20 protein-coding genes are annotated in these 26,680 nt (G+C 54.7%); 14 read left to right on the top strand and 6 right to left on the bottom strand.

Annotated elements, in window-relative coordinates; genetic code table 11:
• The first annotated feature begins 39 nt into the window (after positions 1–39).
• The 4 genes from igaA (at position 40) to hslO (ending at position 4,220) form a co-directional block, all read left to right on the top strand.
• Positions 40–2,172, top strand: coding sequence for an intracellular growth attenuator protein IgaA (igaA, locus tag LDB27_RS01700; protein WP_225519913.1), 2,133 nt, complete (start codon positions 40–42; stop codon positions 2,170–2,172).
• A gap of 64 nt (positions 2,173–2,236) precedes the next feature.
• Entirely contained in the window at positions 2,237–2,905 is a 669-nt protein-coding gene (yrfG, locus tag LDB27_RS01695) for a GMP/IMP nucleotidase (RefSeq protein WP_001520508.1), read from the top strand.
• A 10-nt stretch (positions 2,906–2,915) separates the two neighbouring features.
• Positions 2,916–3,317: a ribosome-associated heat shock protein Hsp15 gene (hslR, locus tag LDB27_RS01690; protein ID WP_000660721.1), complete on the top strand. Its 402-nt coding sequence runs from the start codon at positions 2,916–2,918 to the stop codon at positions 3,315–3,317.
• Positions 3,318–3,341: 24 nt separating this feature from the next.
• Positions 3,342–4,220, top strand: a complete 879-nt coding sequence (gene hslO, locus LDB27_RS01685; RefSeq protein WP_001135571.1) for an Hsp33 family molecular chaperone HslO — start codon at positions 3,342–3,344, stop codon at positions 4,218–4,220.
• A gap of 110 nt (positions 4,221–4,330) precedes the next feature.
• On the opposite strand, the gene LDB27_RS01680 is transcribed toward hslO, so the two are convergent.
• Positions 4,331–6,040, bottom strand: coding sequence for a DUF4153 domain-containing protein (locus LDB27_RS01680; RefSeq protein WP_000446445.1), 1,710 nt, complete (start codon positions 6,038–6,040; stop codon positions 4,331–4,333).
• Between the two features lie 379 nt (positions 6,041–6,419).
• Here LDB27_RS01680 and pckA point away from each other — a divergent pair, with 379 nt between their 5' ends.
• Positions 6,420–8,039 (top strand): phosphoenolpyruvate carboxykinase (ATP), encoded by a 1,620-nt coding sequence (pckA, locus tag LDB27_RS01675; protein ID WP_001265689.1) that lies wholly within the window; start codon positions 6,420–6,422, stop codon positions 8,037–8,039.
• 74 nt (positions 8,040–8,113) lie between these two features.
• Here the strand turns inward: pckA and envZ are convergent, their stop codons facing one another.
• Together envZ and ompR are read right to left on the bottom strand one after the other, a co-directional pair.
• The gene (gene envZ / locus LDB27_RS01670) at positions 8,114–9,466 is read right to left on the bottom strand and encodes a two-component system sensor histidine kinase EnvZ (protein WP_001253818.1); all 1,353 of its coding nucleotides are present in this window, start codon (positions 9,464–9,466) and stop codon (positions 8,114–8,116) included.
• Positions 9,463–10,182, bottom strand: a complete 720-nt coding sequence (gene ompR, locus LDB27_RS01665) for a two-component system response regulator OmpR (protein ID WP_001157751.1) — start codon at positions 10,180–10,182, stop codon at positions 9,463–9,465. The genes envZ and ompR overlap by 4 nt, the downstream gene beginning before the upstream one ends.
• A 225-nt stretch (positions 10,183–10,407) precedes the next feature.
• Between ompR and greB the strand changes: the two genes are divergently transcribed.
• The 6 genes from greB to LDB27_RS01635 all read left to right on the top strand — a co-directional run bounded on the left by greB (position 10,408) and on the right by LDB27_RS01635 (position 17,709).
• Positions 10,408–10,881 carry a transcription elongation factor GreB gene (greB, locus tag LDB27_RS01660; RefSeq protein ID WP_000856695.1) on the top strand — a complete coding sequence of 158 codons (474 nt, stop codon included), beginning with the start codon at positions 10,408–10,410 and terminating at the stop codon, positions 10,879–10,881.
• Between the two features lie 98 nt (positions 10,882–10,979).
• Positions 10,980–13,310 (top strand): Tex family protein, encoded by a 2,331-nt coding sequence (locus LDB27_RS01655; RefSeq protein WP_000980661.1) that lies wholly within the window; start codon positions 10,980–10,982, stop codon positions 13,308–13,310.
• Positions 13,311–13,746: 436 nt separating this feature from the next.
• Entirely contained in the window at positions 13,747–13,974 is a 228-nt protein-coding gene (gene feoA / locus LDB27_RS01650; RefSeq protein ID WP_001160955.1) for a ferrous iron transporter A, read from the top strand.
• 18 nt (positions 13,975–13,992) lie between these two features.
• Positions 13,993–16,311: a Fe(2+) transporter permease subunit FeoB gene (gene feoB / locus LDB27_RS01645; protein ID WP_000736964.1), complete on the top strand. Its 2,319-nt coding sequence runs from the start codon at positions 13,993–13,995 to the stop codon at positions 16,309–16,311.
• A gap of 12 nt (positions 16,312–16,323) precedes the next feature.
• A complete protein-coding gene (gene feoC, locus LDB27_RS01640; RefSeq protein ID WP_000157589.1) occupies positions 16,324–16,560 on the top strand; it encodes a [Fe-S]-dependent transcriptional repressor FeoC in 237 nt (78 codons plus the stop codon).
• Between the two features lie 234 nt (positions 16,561–16,794).
• Positions 16,795–17,709, top strand: a complete 915-nt coding sequence (locus tag LDB27_RS01635) for an Rpn family recombination-promoting nuclease/putative transposase (RefSeq protein WP_000235958.1) — start codon at positions 16,795–16,797, stop codon at positions 17,707–17,709.
• Positions 17,710–17,744: 35 nt separating this feature from the next.
• Here LDB27_RS01635 and bioH read toward each other — a convergent pair whose 3' ends face one another.
• Complete coding sequence (gene bioH, locus LDB27_RS01630) at positions 17,745–18,515, bottom strand: pimeloyl-ACP methyl ester esterase BioH (RefSeq protein WP_000998138.1); 771 nt, start codon at positions 18,513–18,515, stop codon at positions 17,745–17,747.
• A gap of 37 nt (positions 18,516–18,552) precedes the next feature.
• On the opposite strand from bioH, the gene gntX reads away from it, so the two are divergent.
• The 3 genes from gntX (at position 18,553) to gntT (ending at position 21,563) form a co-directional block, all read left to right on the top strand.
• Positions 18,553–19,236, top strand: a complete 684-nt coding sequence (gene gntX / locus LDB27_RS01625) for a DNA utilization protein GntX (RefSeq protein WP_000958738.1) — start codon at positions 18,553–18,555, stop codon at positions 19,234–19,236.
• 58 nt (positions 19,237–19,294) lie between these two features.
• A complete protein-coding gene (nfuA, locus tag LDB27_RS01620; RefSeq protein ID WP_000619387.1) occupies positions 19,295–19,870 on the top strand; it encodes a Fe-S biogenesis protein NfuA in 576 nt (191 codons plus the stop codon).
• Positions 19,871–20,246: 376 nt separating this feature from the next.
• Positions 20,247–21,563, top strand: a complete 1,317-nt coding sequence (gntT, locus tag LDB27_RS01615) for a gluconate transporter (RefSeq protein ID WP_001131768.1) — start codon at positions 20,247–20,249, stop codon at positions 21,561–21,563.
• 118 nt (positions 21,564–21,681) lie between these two features.
• Here the strand turns inward: gntT and malQ are convergent, their stop codons facing one another.
• A complete protein-coding gene (gene malQ / locus LDB27_RS01610; protein ID WP_000428718.1) occupies positions 21,682–23,760 on the bottom strand; it encodes a 4-alpha-glucanotransferase in 2,079 nt (692 codons plus the stop codon).
• Positions 23,761–23,769: 9 nt separating this feature from the next.
• Complete coding sequence (gene malP / locus LDB27_RS01605; protein ID WP_000082253.1) at positions 23,770–26,163, bottom strand: maltodextrin phosphorylase; 2,394 nt, start codon at positions 26,161–26,163, stop codon at positions 23,770–23,772.
• Positions 26,164–26,680 lie beyond the last annotated feature (517 nt).

The raw sequence follows: 26,680 nt of genomic DNA, 5'->3' as shown, positions 1-26,680 counted from the left end.
ACTGACCACGCCTGACAGACTTAGTAAGATGGGGAAAGCATGAGCACCATTCTGATTTTTATAGCTGCTTTGCTGGCCTGCTCTCTACTGGCAATATGGCGGTTCCGGGTAAAGTCCAGACGAGGGAGCTTACCGTGGATCAGCGCCTTTCAGGACGCGCAAACGCGTAAACTGTTGCCCGAAGAGCGCAGCGCGGTAGAAAACTATCTCGATAACCTTAGCCAGATCCAGCAAGTTCCGGGGCCGACAGGCGCCAGTGCTGCGCCCATCTCGCTGACGCTGAACGCGGAAAGCAACAGTGTCGTGATACTGACCCACTCCATCACCCGCTACGGCATTACCACTGACGATCCTAATAAATGGCGCTACTACCTCGACTCCGTCGAAGTCCATCTGCCGCCTTTCTGGGAACAGTACATCAATGATGAAAACAACGTTGAGCTGATCCTCACGGATACGCTGCCGCTGGTGATCTCTTTAAACGGCCATACGCTGCAAGAGTATATGCAGGAGTCGCGCGGCTACGCGCTACAGAATACGGCCTCTACGCAGGCGTCGATTCGCGGCGAAGAGAGCGAGCAGATTGAGCTGTTGAATATCCGTCAGGAGACCCACGAAGAATATGCGCTCAGCCGCCCGGCTGGCTTGCGCGAAGCGTTGTTAATCGTCGCCTCCTTTTTGTTATTCTTTTTCTGTCTGATAACACCAGACGTTTTTGTACCGTGGATGATAGGCGGCGCGATCCTGCTGCTGGCAGCCGGACTTTGGGGACTTTTTGCTCCGCCGTCGAAAAGCGCGCTGCGGGAAATTCACTGTCTGCGGGGAACGCCCCGCCGCTGGGGACTGTTTGGGGAGAATAATCAGGAGCAGATTAACAATATTTCGCTGGGCATCATCGACCTTATTTACCCTGCCCACTGGCAACCCTACATTACGCAGGATCTTGGGCAACAAACGGATATTGATATTTACCTTGATCGCCATGTCGCCCGCCAGGGCCGGTTTTTATCCCTGCATGATGAAGTGAAAAACTTTCCGTTGCAGCACTGGTTACGCAGCACTGTTATTGCTATCGGTTCGCTGCTGGTGTTGTTTATGCTGCTGTTCTGGATCCCGCTGGATATGCCAATTAAGTTCACGCTATCGTGGATAAAAGGCGCGCAAACCATTGAAGCAACAACGGTAAAACAGCTTGAAAAAGCTGGCGTACGGGTGGGCGATACGCTGCACCTGAGCGGTAAAGGAATGTGTAATATTCATTCCGGGGCGACCTGGAGCGGCCAGTCTAACTCCCCGTTTATGCCGTTCGATTGCTCGCAAATCATCTGGAATGACGCGCCTGCGCTACCGCTGCCGGAATCAGATCTGGTGAATAAAGCGATGGCGCTAAGCCAGGCGGTAAATCGTCAGCTCCATCCAAAACCCGAAGACGACTCGCGCGTCAGCGCATCTTTACGCTCCGCGATACAAAAATCGGGCATGGTATTATTAGATGACTTTGGCGATATTGTTCTGAAAACCGCTGATTTGTGCGCGGCGGAAGACGAGTGCGTGCGTCTGAAAAATGCGCTGGTTAATCTCGGTAACAGTAAGGACTGGAACGCGCTGGTGAAACGCGCGAACGCCGGCAAACTGGACGGCGTCAACGTGCTGCTACGCCCCGTAAGCGCAGAGTCGCTGGAAAATCTGGTCACGACCTCAACGGCGCCGTTTATTTCTCGCGAGACCGCGCGTGCCGCCCAGTCGCTGAATAGCCCCGCTCCCGGCGGATTCCTGATCGCCAGCGATGAAGGCAGCGAACTGGTTGATCAGGCCTGGCCGTCAACGCCGCTGTATGACTATCCCGCGCAGGAACAGTGGAGCGCCTTCCAGCGTCTGGCGCAAACGCTCATGCAGACGCCATTTAGCGCCGAGGGCATTGTCACCAGCGTGTATACCGATGCCAACGGCACGCAGCATATCAGCCTGCATCGTATCCCCGATAAATCCGGCTGGTGGCGTTACCTCGGCACCACGCTGCTGATGTTGGCAATGATAGTGAGCGCGTTCTACAACGGCATTCAGGCGTTCAGACGTTATCAACGCCACCGTACCCGTATGGCGGACATCCAGGAATACTATGAAAGCTGCCTCAATCCCAGGTTAACTGTCTCTCCGGAAAATCTCATCTGATAGCGCCGCCGTGCGACAGGGTATGCTACCCTGTCGCGCAAATTGCGTTACCCTGGAGTTCCCCATGCATATTGATATTGACTGGCAAAACGTGGATACCGTTTTGCTGGATATGGACGGCACGCTGCTTGATCTCGCGTTCGATAACTATTTCTGGCAAAAGCTGGTACCGGAAACCTACGGCGCGCAGCAGGGTATTTCGCCGCAGGACGCGCAGGAATATATTCGCCAGCAGTATCATGCCGTACAGCATACGCTAAACTGGTACTGTCTGGATTACTGGAGCGAGCGTCTGGGTCTGGATATTTGCGCTATGACGACGGCGCAAGGGCCGCGCGCCGTTTTGCGCGACGATACCGTACCGTTTCTGAATGCGTTAAAAGCCAGCGGAAAACGTCGGATTCTGCTCACCAATGCGCATCCACATAACCTGGCGGTGAAGCTGGAGCATACCGGTCTGGCCTCACACCTTGATTTATTACTTTCCACCCACACATTTGGTTATCCCAAAGAGGATCAGCGGTTATGGCGCGCTGTCACTGAGGAAACGGGAATAAGCGCAGAGAAAACGCTGTTTATCGATGACAGCGAACCGATTCTCGACGCCGCCGCCCGGTTTGGTATTCGCTACTGTCTTGGCGTGACGAATCCTGATTCCGGCCTGGCGGAAAAGCACTATACGCGCCATCCGTCTCTGAACGACTACCGCCGTCTGATCCCCTCGCTGATGTGAAGGAGACGCCATGAAAGAAAAGTCCTCCGTTGAGGTCAGACTGGATAAATGGCTGTGGGCCGCGCGTTTTTATAAAACCCGCGCGCTGGCCCGCGAGATGATTGAAGGCGGTAAGGTGCATTACAACGGCCAGCGCAGTAAGCCGAGCAAAATCGTCGAGCTGAACGCAACCCTTACCCTGCGTCAGGGAAATGACGAACGGACGGTGATCGTTAAAGCCATCACCGAACAGCGCCGTCCGGCCAGCGAAGCCGTCGCTCTGTATGAAGAGACGGCGGAAAGCGTGGAAAAACGCGAAAAAATGGCGCAGGCGCGCAAGCTTAACGCCCTGACCATGCCGCATCCGGACAGGCGACCGGACAAGAAAGAGCGCCGCGACCTGTTACGATTTAAACACGGCGACAGCGAATAACTGTCACCCGCAAGAGAGATGATTATGCCGCAACATGACCAATTACATCGTTATCTGTTTGAAAACTTTGCCGTTCGCGGCGAGCTGGTGACCGTTTCGGAAACCTTGCAACAGATCCTCGACAATCATACCTACCCACAGCCGGTGAAAACCGTACTGGCCGAACTGCTGGTCGCCACTAGCCTGCTGACCGCAACGCTGAAGTTTGCCGGTGACATTACGGTACAGCTCCAGGGCGACGGGCCGTTAAGCCTGGCGGTGATCAATGGCAATAATCAGCAGCAGATGCGCGGCGTGGCTCGCGTTCAGGGCGACATCCCTGACAATGCGGATCTCAAAACACTGGTTGGCAACGGCTATCTGGTGATCACCATTACGCCGGAAGAGGGTGAGCGCTATCAGGGCGTGGTGGGTCTGGAAGGCGATACTCTGGCGGCGTGCCTGGAAGATTACTTCCTGCGCTCCGAGCAGTTGCCGACGCGCCTGTTTATTCGTACCGGCGATGTCGACGGTAAACCGGCGGCAGGTGGAATGTTGCTTCAGGTGATGCCGGCACAGAATGCGCAGGCGGAAGATTTCGACCATCTGGCTATGTTGACGGAAACCATTAAAAGCGAAGAGCTGCTGACGTTACCGGCAAATGACGTGCTGTGGCGTTTGTATCACGAAGAAGAAGTCACGCTCTACGATCCGCAAGATGTTGAATTCAAATGCACCTGTTCACGCGAACGTTGCGCGGGCGCGCTGAAAACATTGCCGGATGAAGAAGTGGACAGCATTCTGGCGGAAGAAGGCGAAATCGATATGCACTGCGATTACTGCGGCAATCATTATCTGTTCAATGCGATGGATATCGCGGAGATCCGTAACAACGCCTCTCCTGCCGATCCACAGGTTCACTAATCGCCTCGTAGTCAGCAACGTCATTGCCTGATGGCGCTGCGCTTATCTGGCCTACAGCATCCCGCTCCGTAGGCCGGATAAGGCATTTATACCGCCATCCGACAAAAAGCTTACTCGTTGTAGTAATCCACATCCAACCGCTTACCATCAATAATGATATCGCGCCAGGCTTTGGGGGCTGAGTCTAACCGATGCCCGGCAATCGCGTGCAACAGTTGCGTCTTAGAAAACCCGTCCGGCAATCGGGCGAACGCTTTCTGCGTCCATTTCCCCTCTTTTAAGCCGTAGACCTGGCTCTCGGCAACAATAAAGTTATACAGCACCTGCTCAGGCTGACCGTCGCCGTTAAGATCCTGACTCACCAGCACGCAGGCATCCGGTTCAAGGCAGGAAGCGCCCGAATAACGCTGCTCTTTGACAAACGCCCAAAATGCGGCATCCGGCTTCTGACTACCGGGCGCAATCATCACCACCCGCGCTAAATCGTCCGCCGTCGGAGAGACCTTCTTTCTCTGCAAAAACGTCATCAGTTCACGATTGCGCTTTCTGTTCTGCGTAAACGCCTCGTCATCCCGCAACGATTTCAGCGCTTCCTGGCCAGGTTTGCCGCTGTGATCCAGCATATACAGGCTGATCTGATCCGCAGTAATTTTACCGCTATGGTAACGCGCCATATGGCTGTTGACGCTAATACGCCAGACATCAAGTACAGGCGAGGCCAGCAACAGCAATATCACCAGCGTCAACAAAGAGACGCTCAGTATCACCTTACCTTGCCACTCACCAGGGTCGCGTCCGCGGCGTAACAGACCGATCAGATAACCGAAGGACCATACCAGCAAGACAGACACCGTCAGCGCGCCATACAGACGATCCGGCGTCCAGCCGTATTGCTGAATGCGCACCCATAACGCCCAGCCCGCCAGCAGCATATATATCGGGGCAACGCACAGCGAGGCGCTAATCATGCCGCGTAGTACGCGCGGATAGGGTAATACGCGCTTTTGCGGTTCGTTGACAATCGCCACGAGGAGCAGCAGCATCAGCGTCAGCGTGGATAGCAGCCCCGCAGCGGAAACACGCGCAGAAATTGCCTCCAGTCCGGTAAAGGGTAACGTCACAATAAACAGCAATGCCAGCAGCGACACCACCGGCAGTAAACCCGTCGCGATCAGCGTCAGCAGCTTTTGCACCGCCGCCACAAGGCGCGACTGCGTGCGGGCGAGAATGACCGCCAGCGCCGTAATCAGGCCGATGGTCACATAAATAAAGGCTTCAGTTTCAAAGAAAAGGGTGCTGAAAAAGCGGATGCCTACCAGCCTGAATAGCGCGCTCCAGAGCAGAAGCACCAGCCAGAACAGTCCGTTAGCGACCAGGACGATAAACAATGTCAGTACGTTATGCCATAACCGCAGATAAAACTGGGGATAACGCGCCGAACCGGTTTGCGAATGTAGCTGATATTGCATCCAGGGCAATACCAGCATCGCCATCAACACAAGCCGGAGACCATACAGCCAGAGGAGCTCAGCCAGGCGCCATTTCTCCACCGCCTCAACCTGCCATTTCAGCCAGCCGCTCATTGCCAGCACGACCACAAAGATCAGCCCCAGCCAGCCCCACAGCGCGCGCTGTTTAAAAGAGACCACGGTAAGCAATAGCATTGACGACAACGCTATCGTCGCAGGCATACCATAGAACAGCCAGTCGCTATTTTGTGGTACCAGCCAGGCCATCAGCAGGTAGCACAAGACGCCCTGCAGCAAACCGGTGAGCAACATACCCCAGCGAGTAGTACGTGAAAGCGCTACACTTTCCATGTCGTTATCCAGAATGATGAGAAAGTCGCATTATTGCATCATCTGTTCACCGCCAGGCGTCGTCATGCATAATTCAGAAAAAAACGCAGAGAGGTGAATCGATATTGTTAATGTTGGTGTTACGTAACTTTCTTACATGAATGCGATTACAGTCACATTATGTCGGTCAAAAACACTTCCTTTTAACGTTTTCAGAACATTTTCCACAACAAAAGTAGGTTTCCTGCCATAATAACCGCCGCTGCGTGACAGGAGTCACAGTGTTTTTCGTCAATCGTGATTTTGTCCAGATACGTAAATATATGAGCCTTGTCGCGGTTAACCAACCTCAAAAAACCTTACTATTTTCGGTAATATATATTGGCTAAGGAGCAGTGATATGCGCGTTAACAATTTAACCCCGCAAGATCTCAAGGCTTATGGTATCAATGACGTCCAGGATATCGTTTACAATCCCAGCTACGACACCCTTTATCAGGAAGAACTTAATCCTGGTCTGGAAGGCTATGAGCGTGGCGTGTTAACTAACCTGGGCGCTGTTGCCGTTGATACCGGTATTTTTACCGGTCGTTCGCCTAAGGATAAGTATATTGTTCGCGACGACACCACGCGTGATACGCTGTGGTGGTCCGATAAGGGTAAAGGTAAAAACGATAATAAGCCGCTTTCCCAGGAAACCTGGCAACACCTGAAAGGTCTGGTGACGCATCAGCTTTCCGGTAAACGCTTATTCATTGTTGATGCGTTCTGCGGCGCAAATGCCGATACGCGTCTTTCCGTGCGCTTTATTACGGAAGTCGCCTGGCAGGCCCACTTCGTTAAAAATATGTTCATTCGCCCAACGGACGAAGAGCTGGTAGGCTTCAAACCTGACTTTATTGTCATGAACGGCGCGAAGTGCACCAACCCGCAGTGGAAAGAGCAAGGGCTGAACTCGGAAAACTTCGTGGCGTTCAACCTGACTGAACGTATTCAGCTTATTGGCGGCACCTGGTACGGCGGCGAAATGAAAAAAGGGATGTTCTCGGTAATGAACTACCTGCTGCCGCTCAAAGGTATCGCCTCAATGCACTGTTCCGCCAACGTGGGTGAAAAAGGCGATGTCGCGGTCTTCTTCGGCCTTTCCGGTACCGGAAAAACCACTCTATCCACCGACCCGAAACGTCGTCTGATTGGCGATGATGAGCACGGTTGGGATGACGACGGCGTGTTCAACTTTGAAGGCGGCTGCTACGCCAAAACCATCAAACTGTCGAAAGAAGCGGAGCCAGAAATTTATCATGCGATTCGCCGTGATGCGCTGCTGGAAAACGTCACCGTGCGCGAAGACGGCACCGTTGATTTCGATGATGGTTCCAAAACCGAAAACACCCGCGTCTCTTACCCGATCTATCATATCGATAACATCGTTAAGCCCGTGTCCAAAGCAGGTCACGCCACCAAGGTTATCTTCCTGACGGCGGACGCCTTCGGCGTGTTGCCGCCGGTTTCCCGTTTAACCGCTAACCAGACGCAGTACCACTTCCTGTCGGGTTTCACCGCTAAACTGGCCGGCACCGAACGCGGCGTCACCGAACCGACCCCCACCTTCTCCGCCTGCTTCGGCGCCGCGTTCCTGACGCTGCACCCGACGCAGTATGCTGAGGTGCTGGTGAAACGTATGCAGGCAGCAGGCGCGCAGGCTTATCTGGTTAACACCGGCTGGAATGGCACCGGCAAACGTATCTCCATCAAAGATACGCGCGCGATTATCGACGCCATTCTGAACGGTTCTCTTGATAACGCGGAAACCTTCCGTCTGCCGCTGTTCGATCTGGCGATCCCGACTGAACTGCCAGGCGTGGATACCCACATTCTCGACCCGCGTAACACCTACGCGTCGCCGGAACAATGGCAGGAAAAAGCCACCGCGCTGGCGAAACTGTTCATTGAGAACTTCGAGAAGTATACGGATACCCCGGCAGGCGAAGCGCTGGTTAGCGCCGGACCGAAGCTGTAAGGAACAGGCCGGATGGCGGCTTTGAACGGCGTCATCCGGCGTTAAGAAGAAAGGGAGGGTAATACCTCCCTTTCTTATGCCTCTTTTGTCGTCCCCTGGACGCGAGCCACAGGAACCGGTAGCCAGGCGCGAATTGACAATCCGCCACGCTCGCTGGTGCCAATCTCCAGCATCCCGTTATGGTTATCGATAATGCGCTGCACAATCGCCAGCCCCAGCCCTGTGCCGCTGGTGCTACGGGCGCTGTCGCCACGCACAAAAGGCTGGAACAGATGTTTACGCTGCTCCGGCTTAATGCCCGGCCCATCATCTTCTACCTGGAACCAGGCGCGATGCGACTCGGTGCCGCTGCTGACCTTAATCCAACCGTTGCCATAGCGGGCAGCATTGACCACCATATTCGCCACCGCGCGCTTAATCGAGAGCGGGTGCATTTTCACCTGGATGCTGCCTGCCTGAAGCGCAGTGTTAATCTCACGCTCATAGCCGCTTTCCGCCGCAATCACCTCGCCCAGTACGGAATTGAGATCCGCCATCTCCATTGGCATTTCCTGACCGGTACGCAGATAGTCAATAAACTGTTCGATAATGGCGTTACACTCTTCGATGTCTTTATTGATCGACTCCGCGAGATAACCGTCTTCCTCGCCCATCATCTCCGTCGCCAGACGAATACGAGTCAGCGGCGTGCGCAAGTCGTGGCTGACGCCCGCCATCAATAGCGTACGGTCATCGGCCAATTGTTTCACGCCGGCTGCCATATGGTTAAACGCCCGGGTAACAGAGCGCACCTCAGAGGCGCCATATTCACGCAGCGGCGGCGGAATAATTCCCTTCCCTACCTGCAGGGCGGCATGTTCAAGATCCACTAACGGTCGGTTCTGTATACGAATAAACAGCCACGCGCCGCCTATCGCCAGGAGCATAATCGCCAGCGTGTAACGGAAAAGCGGAGAAAAATCGCCCTGATGAATCTCGGTCAGCGGCACGCGCACCCAGATATTGGGCGACAGCCAGGTTTTGAGCCACACGACGGGCGAGCTTTTGTTGACCTCAACGCGCACTTCCGTCGGGCCGCCTAATTGCTGCGCCATCTGGTGGCTTAAGAATTCGTAGTGTTGCGCCCAACGCAGCCCGGCCTCTTCGGCGGCTTCGTTGGTGTAGAGAGAGATCCCCAGCTCGCGATAGATTTCCCGACGAAACGCAGGCGGCACGACTAACTGCGTGCCGTCCTCCAGTTGCAGCTTATCGGTCATCAGCATACGGACTTCGTAAGCCAGAACCTTATTAAACTGCTGGAGGCTCGGCAAAATCGCGAAGTTCAGCACCACCAGGTAGGTCGTCACCAGGCTGACGAACAGCAAGGTGACGATGAGCAACAGCGTGCGGGCAAATGAACTTCGCGGCGAGAAGCGCATTCGCCTCATGCTTTAGAACCGTCCGGTACGAAGACGTAGCCCAGGCCCCAGACGGTCTGAATATAACGCGGATGCGCCGGATCTTCTTCCACCATACGGCGCAGGCGGGAGATCTGGACGTCGATGGAGCGTTCCATCGCGGAATACTCGCGGCCACGGGCCAGATTCATCAGCTTGTCGCGAGAGAGCGGCTCGCGCGGGTGGCTTACCAGCGCTTTCAGTACCGCAAACTCCCCGCTGGTCAGCGGCATCGGTTCATCTTCACGGAACATCTCGCGCGTACCGAGGTTCAGTTTAAACTTACCGAACGCAATAACGGCCTCTTCCTGCGACGGCGCGCCGGGCAGTTCGTTTGCCTGACGACGTAACACGGCGCGGATACGCGCCAACAGCTCGCGCGGGTTAAACGGTTTAGGAATGTAGTCATCGGCGCCGATTTCCAGCCCGACGATACGGTCAACTTCTTCACCCTTCGCCGTGACCATAATGATCGGCATTGGATTACTTTGACTACGCAGGCGACGACAAATCGACAGACCATCTTCACCTGGCAGCATTAAATCCAGTACCATGAGATGGAAAGATTCACGGGTCAGCAGACGATCCATCTGCTCGGCGTTAGCGACGCTTCGAACCTGGAAGCCCTGCTCGGTCAGATAACGTTCCAGTAGCGCCCGCAGACGCATATCGTCATCAACCACCAGAATCTTATAATTCTCTTGCATTGTCTGTACTCCCAAAGGTTCGCAACAAATGTAAGTGTGTATTCTTAAAAAAGCTCACGTGAGTCACCAGCAAATTCTGGTATGAATTTCAGGCTAAATTGTTACAAAGCATATTTAACAGCAGCTTAAATATACAATTAATCGGCAACCCCATTATTTATTCTGTCGGGACGATCACGTTATACCCCGTGTGCGCAATATCGACAGCAAAGGTAAATCAACGAGATGAAAACGCCCCTGATCACCCGCGAAGGGTACGAAACACTCAAACAAGAGCTCAATTATCTCTGGCGTGAAGAGCGCCCGGAGGTCACCAAAAAAGTGACCTGGGCTGCGAGTCTGGGCGACCGCAGCGAGAATGCCGACTATCAGTATAATAAAAAGCGCCTGCGTGAGATCGACAGACGCGTCAGATATCTGACCAAATGCATGGAAAATCTCAAAATCGTGGATTATTCCCCGCAGCAGGAGGGCAAAGTCTTCTTCGGCGCCTGGGTGGAAATCGAAAATGATGACGGCGATACGCTGAAGTTCCGCATTGTCGGCTACGATGAAATTTTCGGACGTAAGGATTACATCTCTATCGACTCGCCGATGGCGCGGGCGCTACTGAAAAAAGAAGTGGGCGATCTGGCGGTGGTTAACACCCCTGTCGGCGAAGCAAACTGGTACGTCAATGCGATCGAATACGTCAAATAAGACAAGAAGAATCCTAAGCCCCCGCTGATGGCTGGCATTTTTGCCAGCCAATCCGTATAACTATCCCCTGATTTTTATCCTGAAGACGAAGCTAACCCATGATGAATGATTCTTTCTGCCGCATTATTGCGGGTGAAATCCAGGCAAATGCCGGGCAGGTTGAAGCTGCCGTTCGCCTGCTTGACGAAGGGAACACCGTGCCGTTTATCGCACGTTATCGTAAAGAAATCACCGGCGGTCTGGATGACACGCAGTTGCGTAACCTGGAAACGCGTCTGGGCTATCTGCGTGAGCTGGAAGACAGGCGTCAGGCCATCCTCAAGTCCATTTCCGAACAAGGCAAACTGACCGATGAGCTGGCTGGCGCCATCAACGCTACGTTAAGTAAGACCGAGCTCGAAGACCTCTACCTGCCCTATAAACCTAAACGCCGCACCCGTGGACAAATCGCCATTGAAGCCGGCCTTGAGCCGCTGGCCGATCTGCTCTGGAACGAACCGTCCCACGATCCTGACGTGGAAGCGGCAAAGTACATTGATGGCGACAAAGGCGTGGCGGACACGAAAGCCGCGCTCGACGGCGCACGCTACATTCTGATGGAGCGCTTTGCCGAAGACGCCGCATTGCTGGCGAAAGTGCGTGATTACCTGTGGAAGAACGCCCATCTGGTCGCCACGGTCGTGAGCGGCAAAGAGGAAGAAGGGGCAAAATTCCGCGACTATTTCGACCATCATGAGCCCATTGCTAACGTCCCGTCTCACCGTGCGCTGGCCATGTTCCGTGGTCGTAACGAAGGCATTCTGCAACTTTCGCTCAATGCCGACCCACAGTTTGATGAGCCGCCGAAAGAAAGCTACTGCGAGCAAATCATCATGGACCATCTCGGCCTGCGGCTAAATAACGCCCCGGCGGATAGCTGGCGCAAAGGCGTAGTGAGCTGGACGTGGCGTATCAAAGTCTTAATGCACCTCGAAACCGAACTGATGGGCACCGTGCGCGAACGTGCAGAAGATGAAGCGATTAACGTGTTTGCCCGTAACCTGCACGACCTGCTGATGGCAGCCCCCGCAGGCCTGCGCGCCACGATGGGCCTTGATCCTGGCCTGCGTACCGGCGTAAAAGTCGCTGTCGTTGACGGCACCGGCAAGCTGGTGGCGACGGATACCATTTATCCGCATACCGGTCAGGCGGCCAAAGCGGCTACCGTGATCGCCGCGCTGTGCGAAAAATACCACGTCGAACTGGTCGCGATTGGCAACGGTACGGCCTCGCGTGAAACCGAACGCTTCTATCTCGACGTACAGAAACAGTTCCCGAACGTGACGGCGCAGAAAGTGATCGTCAGCGAAGCGGGGGCGTCCGTGTATTCCGCTTCTGAGCTGGCGGCGCAGGAGTTTCCGGATCTCGACGTCTCCCTGCGCGGCGCGGTCTCTATCGCGCGTCGCCTGCAGGATCCGCTGGCGGAACTGGTGAAAATCGATCCGAAATCCATCGGCGTCGGCCAATATCAACACGATGTCAGCCAGACCCAGTTGGCGCGTAAGCTGGATGCGGTGGTCGAAGACTGCGTAAACGCCGTCGGCGTCGATTTGAATACCGCCTCCGTGCCGCTGCTGACCCGCGTCGCGGGCTTAACGCGCATGATGGCGCAAAACATCGTCGCCTGGCGCGATGAGAACGGTCAGTTTCAGAACCGCCAGCAACTGTTGAAGGTGAGCCGTCTGGGGCCGAAAGCGTTTGAGCAGTGCGCGGGCTTCCTGCGTATTAACCACGGCGATAACCCGCTGGATGCCTCCACCGTCCACCCGGAAGCCTATCCGGTTGTCGAACGCATTCTGGCGGCGACGCAGCAAGCGCTAAAAGATCTGATGGGCAACAGCAACGAATTGCGTCACCTCAAGGCCGCTGATTTTACCGACGATAAATTCGGCGTGCCGACCGTGAGCGATATCATCAAAGAGCTGGAAAAACCGGGCCGCGACCCACGTCCTGAATTTAAAACCGCGCAATTCGCCGATGGCGTCGAAACCATGAACGACCTGCTGCCGGGGATGATTCTGGAAGGGGCGGTCACTAACGTCACTAACTTCGGCGCGTTTGTCGATATCGGCGTTCATCAGGATGGCCTGGTGCATATCTCCTCGCTCTCGAATAAGTTCGTTGAAGATCCGCACACCGTGGTGAAAGCGGGCGACATCGTGAAGGTGAAAGTGCTGGAAGTGGATCTGCAACGTAAGCGTATCGCCCTGACCATGCGTCTGGACGAGCAGCCCGGCGAAACCGCCGCTCGCCGCGGCGGCGGCGCCGATCGCGCTCAGGGCAACCGCCCGGCATCTAAAGCGGCGAAACCGCGCGGTCGTGACGCCCAGCCAGCCGGTAACAGCGCCATGATGGACGCGCTGGCAGCCGCAATGGGAAAAAAACGCTAATCGGGTCATACGCAGGCCGGGTTACTTCTTATCCGGCCTGCGATTTTGCAATACGTCCAACCCTTTCTTTTTTAATTAACAATTAAATCTTATCCATTAGAACCTGTTAATTAATTTTCTTCTGCTACCCGCACTATTAATTATCACTTTATTAACAGATGAAACCTTAATTAAACATTAAAAACGGTGAATATTTGCACATTAGGGGTATTTGCAAAAAGACAAATAAATGTTGAGCCATATCAACATCGGCGCAAATTATCTCTTATTTGTACATTCCGTCACATTTTAATCGTTGAAGATAGAAACCATTCTCATTATCATTGTGTTGTTGATTATTTACTCTTTCCTTCGTTGGCTAAACATCGGGTCTCCTGCCGCCCCCCTGAGCGCCGCATGAGGTATACATCCAGTTAGTAAGAAACAAGTAGGTCGTATGCAATTCACTCCTGACACTGCGTGGAAAATCACCGGCTTTGCGCGTGAAATCAGCCCGGCGTATCGTCAAAAACTGCTTTCGCTCGGCATGTTGCCCGGCTCTTCATTTAATGTCGTCCGCGTCGCGCCCTTAGGCGATCCGATCCATATCGAAACACGACGCGTGAGTCTGGTTTTGCGTAAAAAGGATTTGGCGTTAATAGAAGTGGAAGCGGTTTCCTGTTAATACAGTGAGTCTATAAAAATGAAAAAATTAACCATTGGTTTAATTGGTAATCCTAATTCCGGCAAGACCACCTTATTTAACCAACTCACCGGCGCGCGTCAGCGCGTGGGGAACTGGGCGGGCGTCACCGTCGAGCGTAAAGAGGGCCAGTTCGCGACAACTGACCACCTGGTCACGCTGGTAGATTTACCCGGCACCTATTCTCTGACGACCATCTCGTCACAAACCTCTCTCGACGAACAGATCGCCTGCCACTACATCCTGAGCGGCGACGCCGACCTGTTGATAAACGTTGTAGACGCCTCCAATCTGGAGCGCAACCTCTATTTGACGCTGCAGCTGCTGGAGCTGGGTATCCCCTGTATTGTCGCGCTCAATATGCTGGATATCGCTGAAAAACAGCAGGTTCGTATTGATGTCGACGCTCTGTCCACGCGTCTGGGTTGCCCTGTCGTACCGCTGGTATCGACTCGCGGTCGCGGTATCGAGGCGCTGAAACTGGCCATTGACCGTCACAACGCTAACGACAACGTCGAACTGGTGCATTATGCCCAGCCGCTGCTGCGCGAAGCGGATTTCCTGGCCGACGCGATGGCCCAGGAGATGCCTTTACAACAGCGCCGCTGGCTGGGTCTGCAAATGCTGGAGGGCGATATCTACAGCCGGGCTTACGCAGGCGAGGCGGCACAAAACCTGGACACCTCCCTTGCCCGTCTGAAGGACGAAATGGACGACCCGGCGCTGCATATCGCCGACGCCCGTTATCAGTGTATCGCCGCTATTTGCGACGTGGTCAGCAATACCCTGACAGCCGAACCCAGCCGCTTCACCAGGGCGGTCGATAAAATTATCCTGAACCGCTTCCTCGGCTTACCGATTTTTTTGTTCGTGATGTACCTGATGTTCCTGCTCGCCATTAACATCGGCGGCGCGTTGCAACCCCTGTTTGATGCCGGTTCCGTCGCCATCTTTATTCATGGCATTCAATGGATTGGCTACACGCTGCACTTCCCGGATTGGTTAACCATCTTCCTGGCGCAAGGTCTTGGCGGCGGGATCAATACCGTCCTGCCGCTGGTGCCGCAAATCGGGATGATGTACCTGTTCCTCTCCTTCCTTGAAGACTCCGGTTATATGGCGCGCGCGGCCTTCGTCATGGATCGCCTGATGCAGGCGCTGGGACTACCGGGTAAATCCTTCGTGCCGCTGATTGTCGGCTTCGGCTGTAACGTACCTTCCGTGATGGGCGCCCGCACGCTTGACGCTCCGCGCGAACGCCTGATGACCATCATGATGGCGCCGTTTATGTCCTGTGGCGCGCGCCTGGCGATTTTCGCCGTCTTTGCCGCCGCCTTCTTCGGGCAAAACGGCGCGCTGGCGGTCTTCTCGCTGTACGTGCTGGGTATTGTCATGGCGGTATTAACCGGCCTGATGCTGAAGCATACCATTATGCGCGGCGAAGCCTCTCCGTTTGTGATGGAGCTGCCGGTTTACCACGTCCCGCATATCAAGAGCCTGATCATCCAGACCTGGCAACGCCTGAAAGGTTTTGTACTACGCGCCGGTAAAGTCATTATCATCGTGAGTATTTTCCTGAGCGCGTTTAACAGTTTCTCGCTGAGCGGCAAAATCGTCGATAACATTAATGACTCCGCCCTCGCCTCCGTAAGCCGCATCATCACGCCAGTCTTTAAACCGATCGGCGTCCATGAGGATAACTGGCAAGCGACCGTGGGCCTGTTTACGGGCGCCATGGCGAAAGAAGTTGTCGTCGGTACGCTGAACACGCTCTACACCGCCGAAAATATTCAGGACGAAGCGTTTAATCCTGCCGACTTCCACCTCGGCGATGAACTGCTGGGCGCGGTTGACGATACCTGGCAAAGCCTGAAAGACACCTTTAGCCTGAGCGTACTGGCTAACCCGATCGAAGCGAGTAAAGGTGACGGCGAAATGGCAACCGGCGCGATGGGCGTGATGGATCAAAAATTCGGCAGCGCCGCGGCGGCGTACAGTTACCTGATTTTCGTCCTGCTTTACGTACCGTGTATCTCGGTAATGGGCGCTATCGCCCGCGAGTCCAGTCGCGGCTGGATGGGCTTCTCCATCCTGTGGGGGCTGAATATCGCCTATTCGCTCGCCACGCTGTTCTACCAGGTTACCAGCTTCAGTCAACACCCGACATACAGCCTGATCTGTATTCTGGCAGTGATCGTCTTTAACGTTGTGGTGTTAAGCCTGTTGCGCCGCGCCCGCAGCCGTGTAGACATTGAACTGCTGGCAACCCGCAAAAACGTCAGTTCCTGTTGTTCGGGCACTGCGGGCAATTGTCACTAAGGGATGTAAAAAATGGCTTCATTGATACAGGTTCGCGATCTACTGGCGCTACGGGGGCGTATGGAGGCAACGCAAATCAGCCATACGCTGCACGCTCCGCAGCCCATGATCGACGCCATGCTGAATCAACTGGAGATCATGGGTAAAGCGGTACGTATCCCGGAAGAACCGGACGGCTGCCTTTCAGGCAGCTGTAAAAGTTGTCCGGAAGGTAAAGCCTGCCTGCGCGAATGGTGGGCCTTGCGTTAGCCTTCGCCGGGTAGCGACGTAACGCGTCTTATCCGGCCTTTATCCCGCGTTATGTTGCCCGGTACGCGTCACGCTGCCGGGCAATTTTGCGTCATGTCTTCCACAAAGATGAAAGCGTTACCGCCGTGCGCATTTATCTCCCCATGCGCCTCGCAAGCGCACTAATCCCCTACTGCAATCAGCCCGGTCTGCGCGTAGTGTCACGCCATTGAACTTCACCGATGACGGATCGATATGGCGACCTCAACAACATCCACGCCGCATGACGCGGTATTCAAACAGTTTTTATGCCACCCCGATACTGCACGGGATTTTTTAGAAATTCATCTCCCGACGACATTACGTCAAATCTGTAATCTGAATACGTTACGGCTGGAGTCCGGTAGCTTTATTGAAGAGGATTTACGCCCCCATTATTCCGATATTCTTTGGTCGCTGGAAACAAGTGAAGGTGAAGGTTACATTTACGTGGTTATTGAACATCAGAGTACGCCGGACGCGCATATGGCATTTCGGCTGATGCGTTACGCGATGGCTGCAATGCAACGGCACCTGGAGGCCGGGCATAAGACGTTGCCGTTAGTGGTGCCAATGCTGTTTTACCACGGAAACCGAAGCCCGTATCCGTTCTCATTATGCTGGCTGGATGAATTTGCCGACCCGGTGATGGCGCGTAAGCTATACGCCACCGCCTTTCCTCTGGTCGATATTACGGTCGTGCCGGACGACGAGATTATGCGGCACCGACGGGTCGCGCTGCTGGAACTCATACAAAAACACATCCGCCAGCGTGATCTAATGGGGCTTGTCGAACAGCTGGTCGCCCTGCTGGTTAAGGGATACGCTAATGACACCCAGCTTCAAAGTTTGTTTAATTACATGATGCACACTGGCGACGCCGCGCGCTTCAATACGTTTATCCGCCAGGTGGCTATGCGTATCCCACAGCATAAGGAGAAGATCATGACTATCGCAGAAAGATTACGTCAGGAAGGACATCGTAACGGGCTACAGCAAGGCAAACAGGAAGGCCAACGGCTCGCCGCATTGCGCATTGCCCGCTCCATGCTAAACGATGGTTTCGATCGCGATACCGTGCTTAGGGTTACCGGGCTGGCGCCTGCCGATCTGGCATCTGAAAACCATTAATCTGGCAGAATGGTCCGGGCCCGGCAACGCCCTGGTTACAGCGATGATTTTAGCGTCATCAGCGCCTGACAAAACGCCGCCGGATGCGAGATAAACGGCGCATGGGCCGCCTTCGCCATTATCTGTGATGTACTGTGCGGCCATAACGTATCGAGCAAAGGCACGATTTTACGCGGCACCAGACCGTCCAGATAACCATACAAACGCAAAAACGGCATGTTCACATTTTTAAGCGCTTCTCGTAGATCAACCGTTTTTAAGATTTCCAGTCCGCCATTGAGCACGTCTACATCCGGCATAGGCTGCGCCAGCACCACGCTTTTTAAGGTGCGGGCATCCTGACGCGCCGTCTCCGTCCCTAACGTTTGCAGCGCCAGAAAACGCTCCACCGTGCGCTGAAAATCGTCGCTAAGCTGCTGCTGGAATCCACCGAGGATTTCCGGTTTTATTCCCGGCCACCCCTCACGCGCGCTAAAGCATGGCGAAGAGGCGACTGTCACCAGCGCCTGAACGCGTTCAGGGTGGGTGAGCGCCATCTGACTCGCCACCAGGCCACCCAGGCTCCAGCCAAGCCAGATAGCCTGGTCCGGCGCGTTCTTCGCTACCTGCGCCGTCATCTCTTCAAACGTCATAGCGCCAAACCCCGAACTACGGCCATAGCCCGGCAAATCGACCAGATGCAGCGTAAAATGCGAGCCGAGTTCCTCGCGAATGCAATGCCATACCTCCGCGTTCAATCCCCATCCGTGCAGCAGCACAAGATGACAATTTCCCTCGCCGTAGGTCTGCCACCAGATGTCATTCATCAGTTACTGTTCTCTTTTGTCTAACAAGGATGCACCTATGCTAACAGTACCGGGATTATGCTGGCTATGCCGAATGCCGCTGGCGTTAAGCCACTGGGGGATTTGTTCCGTATGCGCGCGCGCCGTTCGTCAGCGCGTCAGCCTGTGTCCGCAATGCGGATTACCTGCCGCGTATCCTTCGCTCCCCTGCGGTCGCTGCCTGCAAAAACCACCGCCCTGGCAGCGTCTGGTGAGCGTCAGTGACTATACGCCGCCCTTGAGTTTACTGGTGCATCAGCTTAAATTTACCCGCCGCAGCGAAATTGCCGCCGCACTGGCGCGTCTACTGCTGCAGGAAGTACTCATGGCGCGCCGCAGCACTGGCTTGCAGCTTCCCGACAGAATCGTCAGCGTTCCGCTCTGGTCGCGCCGACACTGGCGGCGGGGATTTAACCAAAGCGATCTGTTATGTCATCCGTTAGCGCGCTGGCTGGGCTGCGCGTGGGACAGCCAGACCATTACGCGGGTACGGGCGACCGCAACACAACATCATCTCAGCGCCAGGTTACGTAAACGCAATTTGAAAAACGCGTTTCGCCTTGAATTGCCGGTACAGGGTCTCCATATGGTTATTGTGGATGATGTCGTCACTACCGGAAGTACCGTCGCGGAAATCGCGCAACTGCTTTTGCGCAACGGCGCAGCGACTGTCCAGGTATGGTGCCTGTGTCGAACCTTGTAGAGCCTCGATGATGGGCGTATTATAACCAACTAAAATAGTCAACTATTAGGCCATTACTATGATCCGTATTTCCGATGCTGCACAAGCGCACTTTGCCAAACTGCTGGCAAATCAGGAAGAAGGGACGCAAATCCGCGTATTTGTCATTAATCCCGGCACTCCTAACGCAGAGTGCGGCGTTTCTTATTGTCCGCCCGACGCCGTAGAAGCCACCGATACTGCACTGAAATTTGACCTGTTGACCGCTTATGTCGACGAGCTGAGCGCGCCCTATCTGGAAGACGCGGAAATTGATTTCGTGACCGACCAGCTAGGTTCTCAACTCACATTGAAAGCGCCAAACGCGAAGATGCGCAAAGTGGCCGATGACGCGCCGCTGATGGAGCGCGTGGAATATGCTCTGCAATCGCAGATTAACCCGCAGTTGGCGGGCCACGGCGGTCGCGTCTCGCTGATGGAAATTACCGATGAAGGCTATGCAATTCTGCAGTTTGGCGGCGGTTGTAACGGTTGCTCGATGGTTGACGTCACGCTGAAAGAAGGGATCGAGAAACAGTTGCTGAATGAATTCCCGGAACTGAAAGGGGTTCGCGATCTGACCGAACACCAGCGCGGCGAGCACTCCTACTACTAAGATTTTCCCTGCATCCATGCCCGATGGCGCTTGCGCCTGTCGGGCCTTGTCTGCCCAACCGTAGGCCGAATAAGGCGTATACGCCGCCATCCGGCGCTATCAGCCACATCTCAGAACAATGGTCCTTCTTCTTTCGCCGATAACATGACCTGTGTCTCATAATTTAAATTTTGCCTGCCAGGGTCATTTTCAACACCCATATGTTACCCGTATCATTCTTATGGGCACCTAACATCCATATAACATCTGACTACGCTCATTCGTTTCAACGGTAATCAGTATTGGTGCTATTGCGACTCTGTTCCCGTCGGGAACAACAGGAATTTGTCGTCGAAACAATGACGTTACCCATAACAAAGTAAAGGCCAGGTAAATCATGCCATTAGTCATCGTTGCTATCGGTGTTATCTTGTTACTTCTTCTGATGATCCGCTTCAAAATGAACGGATTTATCGCCCTTGTCCTGGTAGCGCTCGCTGTCGGGTTGATGCAGGGAATGCCGCTGGATAAAGTCATCGGCTCCATCAAAGCCGGTGTCGGCAGTACGCTTGGCAGTCTGGCCCTGATTATGGGGTTCGGCGCCATGCTGGGCAAAATGCTTGCCGACTGCGGCGGCGCTCAACGTATCGCCACTACCCTGATCGCGAAATTTGGTAAAAAGCATATTCAGTGGGCCGTAGTGTTAACCGGCTTTACCGTCGGCTTCGCTCTGTTCTATGAAGTGGGCTTTGTTCTGATGCTGCCGCTGGTATTCACCATTGCCGCAGCGGCGAATATCCCGTTACTGTACGTCGGCGTGCCGATGGCCGCGGCGCTCTCCGTCACACACGGTTTCCTGCCGCCGCACCCGGGCCCAACCGCGATCGCCACGATTTTCCATGCTGATATGGGTAAAACGTTGCTGTTTGGTACGATTCTGGCGATCCCGACCGTGATCCTTGCCGGCCCGGTTTACGCCCGTTTTCTGAAAGGCATCGATAAGCCGATCCCGGAAGGCCTGTACAGCGCGAAAACTTTTACGGAAGAAGAGATGCCGGGCTTTGGCGTCAGCGTCTGGACGTCGCTGGTTCCGGTGATTCTGATGGCGATGCGTGCGGTTGCCGAGATGATTCTGCCAAAAGGCCACGCTTTCCTGCCCGTTGCCGAGTTCCTGGGCGACCCGGTAATGGCTACGTTGATTGCCGTACTGATTGCGATGTTCACCTTTGGCCTGAACCGCGGACGTTCCATGGATCAGATTAACGATACGCTGGTCTCTTCCATCAAAATTATCGCCATGATGCTGCTGATCATTGGCGGCGGCGGCGCGTTCAAGCAGGTGCTGGTCGATAGCGGCGTGGATAAATACATCGCTTCAATGATGCATGAAACCAATGTCTCTCCGCTGTTGATGGCGTGGTCTATCGCGGCGGTGCTGCGTATCGCGCTGGGCTCTGCGACTGTCGCGGCGATTACCGCAGGCGGCATTGCGGCGCCGCTGATCGCCACTACCGGCGTTAGCCCTGAACTGATGGTTATCGCAGTCGGTTCCGGGAGCGTGATTTTCTCTCACGTCAACGACCCGGGCTTCTGGCTGTTCAAAGAGTATTTCAATTTGACTATCGGCGAGACCATTAAATCCTGGTCGATGCTGGAAACGATCATCTCCGTCTGCGGCCTGATCGGCTGTCTGCTACTGGGTATGGTGGTTTAAGCGAGGCGGCTTGTAGGCCGGATAAGGCAGCAATGTGCGCCAGGATTGCCTGATGGCGCTGCGCTTATCAGGCCTACGTGCTCTCACCATCATAAAGCCGGGGAAATCCCCGGCTTTATTACTTCTTCTTCGCGGCCGCTTTTCGGCGCTTATCCAAATCCTTAATCAGCTTGTTTACGCCCTCATCGGCAAACATCTGCTCCAGCGTGGCGGTGAGCTTCCGTCGCCAGTTTTTATACTGATCGCTGGTGCCCGGTACGTTAACCGGATCGGCCATATCCAGCCAGTCCTCCGGCTGAAGCCCCAACAGACCGCTGTTACTGTCGGCGATATAGCGCTGAAGTCCGCGATTTAGCGTTGGCGTCATCGACATTAACGATGCCTTATGCCCGGCGCGTTTTGGCAGACAGCCATATTTATGCAGCGCGTCCAATAGCCCCTGTTTCGCCCGCTCGCGATCCTCATACAGCCCGCGCAGAATCACTTCATCCGGATAAAGCCCCAGAGCTTTACCCAACGTCAGGTCACCGCATTCCCAATAGCCGCGCAGCGTGGGGAGATCGTGCGTCGAGGCGACAGCCATCGATTGTTGCGGATACGCGCCTGGCGCGCGGAAGTTTTTCTCAAGGTCATTTTCAAACCACAGCACTTTATAAGAATAGACCCCGCTATCGCGCAGCTTGCCGACAATCTCAACTGGCACCGTCCCCAGATCTTCGCCTATCACCATACAGCGGTGACGTTGGCTCTCCAGCGCCAGAATAGCCAACAGATCGTCAACCGGATACTGAACATATGCCCCGCGATCCGCTGTTTCGCCATACGGTATCCACCACAGACGCAGCAACGACATGACATGGTCAATGCGCAACGCGCCGCAGTTTTGCATATTGGCGCGCAGCAGGTCGATAAAGGGCTCATACGCCCGGGCGACAATGATATGCGGGTCCATTGGCGGCAGCCCCCAGTTCTGACCGAGCGGGCCGAGGATATCCGGCGGCGCGCCGACAGATGCTTTCAGGCAGTACAGCTCCCGGTCGCACCAGGTTTCCGCGCCGCCTTCCGCTACGCCAACCGCCAGATCGCGGTACAGACCAATCGGTAGTTTAAAACTCTGGCAGGTATCCCAGCAGGCGGCGAATTGGCGCCAGGCCAGCCACTGAAGCCAGAGGTAAAACTCCACCTCTTCGCGGTGCGCTTCACAGAATTGTTTTACAGCGGGAGACTCTACCGACTGGTACGCCTCCGGCCAGGCTGGCCAGCCCCAGCGCTGCTCATCCTCTTTCGCCTGATACGCATGCAGCGCGTCGAATGCCGCCTGCCAGTAAAGGCTCTCGCCTTCACGGGCGATAAAGTGACGAAACTCCGCCATTTGCGCATCGTCGCGAGCGGCAAAGCGCGTCCACGCCATCCGCAACGCCGTGATTTTCAGCGCGGTAACGGTAGCGTAATCCACCCATTGCGCATCGCGCGCCTGTCGCAGCTTTTGCTGTGTGGCGGGCATTTGCCACCATGCCTGAGCCTCTTCGCTCAGGCGGAAATCTTCGACGGCATTGACGTCGATATATATCACGTTCAGCCAGCGACGAGACGAGGGGCTGTAGGGACTGGCGCTCTCCGGATTCGCCGGATAAAGCGCGTGGATCGGGTTCAGGCCGATAAACGCGCCGCCGCGTGTCGCCACGTCGACCAGCATCGACTTTAAATCGCCGAAATCGCCAATACCCCAGTTTTTTTCTGAACGCAGAGTATAAAGCTGGACGCAGGCCCCCCACAGTTTTTTCCCTTCCAGTAGCGCCTGCGGCTCATAGCATCGCGGCGGGGCGACGATAATACGGCAGTGCGTACGCTGTTCATCCTGGGTCAACGTCAGGGTGTGGTAGCCCTCCGGCAATGTAGCCGGAAGGTTAAGTTTTTTACCGCCCGTCACGCGCCCTTTGTAATGCACGCCCTCTTCCGTAGTCAGCAGCCAGGCAAACTCACCGCGCCCCTCTACCGGCAACGCCATTTTTTTACCCGCGGTATAAACCTTCACATTCGGCACGACCGCCTGTGGTCCTGTTGTCGTGCCGTGCATCGCCGCCAGCAAACGTCTCTTGGTTTCAGCGCCAATAGACTGCGGTTTGCCATGAGCATTGATGTAACTGGGGCTGATCCCCGCCGCCAGCGCGGCACTATCGAGACGTTTATTTTCCATCGCGCTCCCTTAGCGTTTTGCCTGCCAGATACGGGCCTGATAATCGCGAATAGAGCGATCGGAACTGAACATACCGCAGCGCGCGGTATTGAGGATCGCGGCGCGCGTCCACGCTTCCTGGTCGCGATACAGCGCATCCACCTGCTTTTGCGCCTCGACATAAGCGGCGAAGTCCGCCATGACCAGGTACGGATCGCCCCCCTGTTTGCCGAGGCTATGCAGCATCTGGTCAAAGGCATGTTTATCGCCATTGCTGTATTGACCGCTTTCCAGCTCTTTTAGCACCGCATCCAGCACTTTGTCTTTTTTACGCCATTTCACCGGATCGTAGCCTTTGGCTTTGAGCGCCTTGACCTCTTCCACAGTATGGCCAAAGATAAAGATATTCTCTTCACCCACCTTCTCAGCGATTTCAACGTTAGCGCCGTCCAGCGTTCCCACTGTCAACGCCCCGTTCAGCGCCAGTTTCATATTGCCGGTGCCGGACGCCTCTTTCCCGGCAGTGGAAATTTGCTCGGAAATATCCGCCGCCGGAATGAGCATTTCCGCCGCCGAGACGCAGTAATCCGGCAGGAAAACCACCTTCAGCTTATCACCCACCGCCGGGTCGTTATTAATGGCTTCCGCAACCTTATTGATAGCAAAAATGATGTTCTTCGCCAGGTAATAGCCCGGCGCCGCCTTCGCGCCAAACAAGAATACGCGCGGTACGCGATCAGCCTGCGGGTTTTCGCGGATCTCTTTGTACAGCGCCAGAATATGCAACAGATTCAGATGCTGACGCTTGTACTCATGCAGGCGTTTGATCTGAATATCAAAAATCGCATGGCTCGAAATCTCAATCCCGGTACGGGCCTGGATGAATTTCACCAGCCGTTCTTTGTTCGCCCGTTTGATGTCGCGATACTGCTGACGGAACTTCGCATCGTCAGCGTATTTTTCGAGGTTGATCAACTGGTCGAGATCGTTAGCCCACTCTTTTTTCAGCGTTTTATCCAGCAACGCCGCAAGCTGCGGATTGCACTGTTTGATCCAGCGACGCGGCGTAATGCCGTTGGTGACATTGTGGAATTTGTTCGGCCAAAGTTGGTGATATTCCGGGAACAGATCTTTCACCACCAGATCGGAGTGCAGCGCCGCCACACCGTTGACCGCAAAGCCGCTGACCACGCACATATTGGCCATGCGCACCTGACGGTCATACACCACCGCCAGTTTTGCCCATACCTGCTTATCACCAGGCCAGGTGTTATCGACCAGCTTCTTAAAGCGGTCGTTAATCTCTTTGATGATCTGCATATGACGCGGCAGCAGCGCTTTCACCAGCTTCTCATCCCAGCACTCCAGCGCTTCCGGCATCAGGGTGTGGTTGGTGTAGGCGAAGGTTTTGCTGGTGATAGCCCAGGCGTCATCCCAGCTCAGTTGGTGCTCGTCAATCAGCACGCGCAGCAGTTCCGGAATGGCGATGGTCGGGTGAGTATCGTTCAACTGAATGACCTCGTAATCCGCCAGCTCATGCAGTTTGCGTCCGGCCAGATGATGGCGACGCAGAATATCCGCTACCGAGCAGGCGCACTGGAAGTATTGCTGCATCAGGCGCAGTTTTTTGCCCGCCGTGTGGTTATCGTTGGGATAAAGCACCTTCGTCAGTTTTTCCGCATCGATACCCTGCTGTTCCGCCCGCAGGAAAGCGCCGTCGTTGAATTTGGTCAGATCAAACGGATGCGCGTGGGTCGCCTGCCACAAACGCAGCGGTTGCGCGACACCGTTACGATAGCCTAACACCGGCAGATCCCAGGCCTGGCCTGTAATCACAAAGCTTGGCTCCCAGCGCCCTTCTTTGGTGACTTTACCGCCGATCCCAACCTGGACGTCCAGCGCCTCGTTGTGGCGGAACCACGGATAGCTGCCGCGATGCCAGTCATCCGGCGCTTCCATCTGCTTGCCTTCAACAAATGACTGACGGAACAGCCCATACTGGTAGTTCAGACCATAGCCCGTAGCGGACTGCCCGACGGTGGCCATCGAATCGAGGAAGCAGGCGGCCAGACGTCCCAAACCACCGTTGCCGAGCGCCGGATCGACTTCCTCTTCCAGCAGATCGGTCAGATTAATATCGTGCGCTTTCAGTACATCGCTAACGTCCTGGTACCATCCCAGATTTAACAGGTTATTTCCCGTCAGGCGACCAATCAAAAATTCCATCGAAATGTAGTTCACATGACGCTGGCCTTTTGTCGGCTGCGCTACCGGTTGCGCGCTCAGTAATTCCGCCAGCGCGCCGCTAACGGCCTGCCACCACTGACGAGGCGTCATGTCGGACGCCGACAGTAAACCGAAACGCTGCCACTGACGCGTCAGGGCGGCCTGGAATTGATCTTTATTGAAGGTTGGCTGTGACATAGGAAATCCGTCCTCGGGTAATAAAACAACGTTATCGCTAGTTTGCCAGGCTCGATGTTGACCTTCCTCCTCCCGGCAATGATTAGGGAGGGAGGAGGAGCGGGGATGAGCATAAAAGTGTGATCGCCGCCACTTACCCCTGTATAAACGCGCCGATTCCTGTCAACGACACTCAGTGTTACGCATAATCAAATGAATAAACAGAAATAACAGTAAATCGCGAAGGGGTATTTTCGAAGATTATATGAACGCCGAAATAGTTTCTTATCTGAAATATTCAGCGGCGGGAGATTCACTAACTAAACATAATTAATTAAACGCCTGGTATCGTCATTGTGTTAAATCCGCATCATGTCCAGGACATTATTTACAATAACGAAAATATGACCTCAGCCCAGCTCTGACGCTCGTTTCAACCGCGCTGAATACTTTTTTAATACCGTTATTTAGAATTGTGACAGAGTGCAAATTCAGACACATAAAAAGTCTGCTTAGCTTGCATTAAAATGCTTTCTGG

This window comes from Salmonella sp. JXY0409-18, assembly GCF_020268625.1.
Taxonomy (GTDB): Bacteria; Pseudomonadota; Gammaproteobacteria; order Enterobacterales; family Enterobacteriaceae; genus Salmonella; species Salmonella enterica.
The sequence above is the reverse complement of the archived record's forward strand: the minus strand, read 5'-3'. Positions and strand labels throughout refer to the sequence as shown.

Excerpts from the sequence above, each read along its gene's own strand:
- LDB27_RS01655 (WP_000980661.1), top strand. The coding sequence starts at position 10,980 with ATGATGAATGATTCTTTCTGCCGCATTATTGCGGGTGAAATCCAGGCA.
- yrfG (WP_001520508.1), top strand. The coding sequence starts at position 2,237 with ATGCATATTGATATTGACTGGCAAAACGTGGATACCGTTTTGCTGGAT.
- greB (WP_000856695.1), top strand. The coding sequence starts at position 10,408 with ATGAAAACGCCCCTGATCACCCGCGAAGGGTACGAAACACTCAAACAA.
- ompR (WP_001157751.1), bottom strand. The coding sequence starts at position 10,182 with ATGCAAGAGAATTATAAGATTCTGGTGGTTGATGACGATATGCGTCTG.
- envZ (WP_001253818.1), bottom strand. The coding sequence starts at position 9,466 with ATGAGGCGAATGCGCTTCTCGCCGCGAAGTTCATTTGCCCGCACGCTG.
- malP (WP_000082253.1), bottom strand. The coding sequence starts at position 26,163 with ATGTCACAGCCAACCTTCAATAAAGATCAATTCCAGGCCGCCCTGACG.
- LDB27_RS01635 (WP_000235958.1), top strand. The coding sequence starts at position 16,795 with ATGGCGACCTCAACAACATCCACGCCGCATGACGCGGTATTCAAACAG.
- hslR (WP_000660721.1), top strand. The coding sequence starts at position 2,916 with ATGAAAGAAAAGTCCTCCGTTGAGGTCAGACTGGATAAATGGCTGTGG.
- gntT (WP_001131768.1), top strand. The coding sequence starts at position 20,247 with ATGCCATTAGTCATCGTTGCTATCGGTGTTATCTTGTTACTTCTTCTG.
- feoA (WP_001160955.1), top strand. The coding sequence starts at position 13,747 with ATGCAATTCACTCCTGACACTGCGTGGAAAATCACCGGCTTTGCGCGT.
- gntX (WP_000958738.1), top strand. The coding sequence starts at position 18,553 with ATGCTAACAGTACCGGGATTATGCTGGCTATGCCGAATGCCGCTGGCG.
- hslO (WP_001135571.1), top strand. The coding sequence starts at position 3,342 with ATGCCGCAACATGACCAATTACATCGTTATCTGTTTGAAAACTTTGCC.
- malQ (WP_000428718.1), bottom strand. The coding sequence starts at position 23,760 with ATGGAAAATAAACGTCTCGATAGTGCCGCGCTGGCGGCGGGGATCAGC.
- bioH (WP_000998138.1), bottom strand. The coding sequence starts at position 18,515 with ATGAATGACATCTGGTGGCAGACCTACGGCGAGGGAAATTGTCATCTT.
- igaA (WP_225519913.1), top strand. The coding sequence starts at position 40 with ATGAGCACCATTCTGATTTTTATAGCTGCTTTGCTGGCCTGCTCTCTA.
- LDB27_RS01680 (WP_000446445.1), bottom strand. The coding sequence starts at position 6,040 with ATGGAAAGTGTAGCGCTTTCACGTACTACTCGCTGGGGTATGTTGCTC.
- feoB (WP_000736964.1), top strand. The coding sequence starts at position 13,993 with ATGAAAAAATTAACCATTGGTTTAATTGGTAATCCTAATTCCGGCAAG.
- pckA (WP_001265689.1), top strand. The coding sequence starts at position 6,420 with ATGCGCGTTAACAATTTAACCCCGCAAGATCTCAAGGCTTATGGTATC.
- nfuA (WP_000619387.1), top strand. The coding sequence starts at position 19,295 with ATGATCCGTATTTCCGATGCTGCACAAGCGCACTTTGCCAAACTGCTG.
- feoC (WP_000157589.1), top strand. The coding sequence starts at position 16,324 with ATGGCTTCATTGATACAGGTTCGCGATCTACTGGCGCTACGGGGGCGT.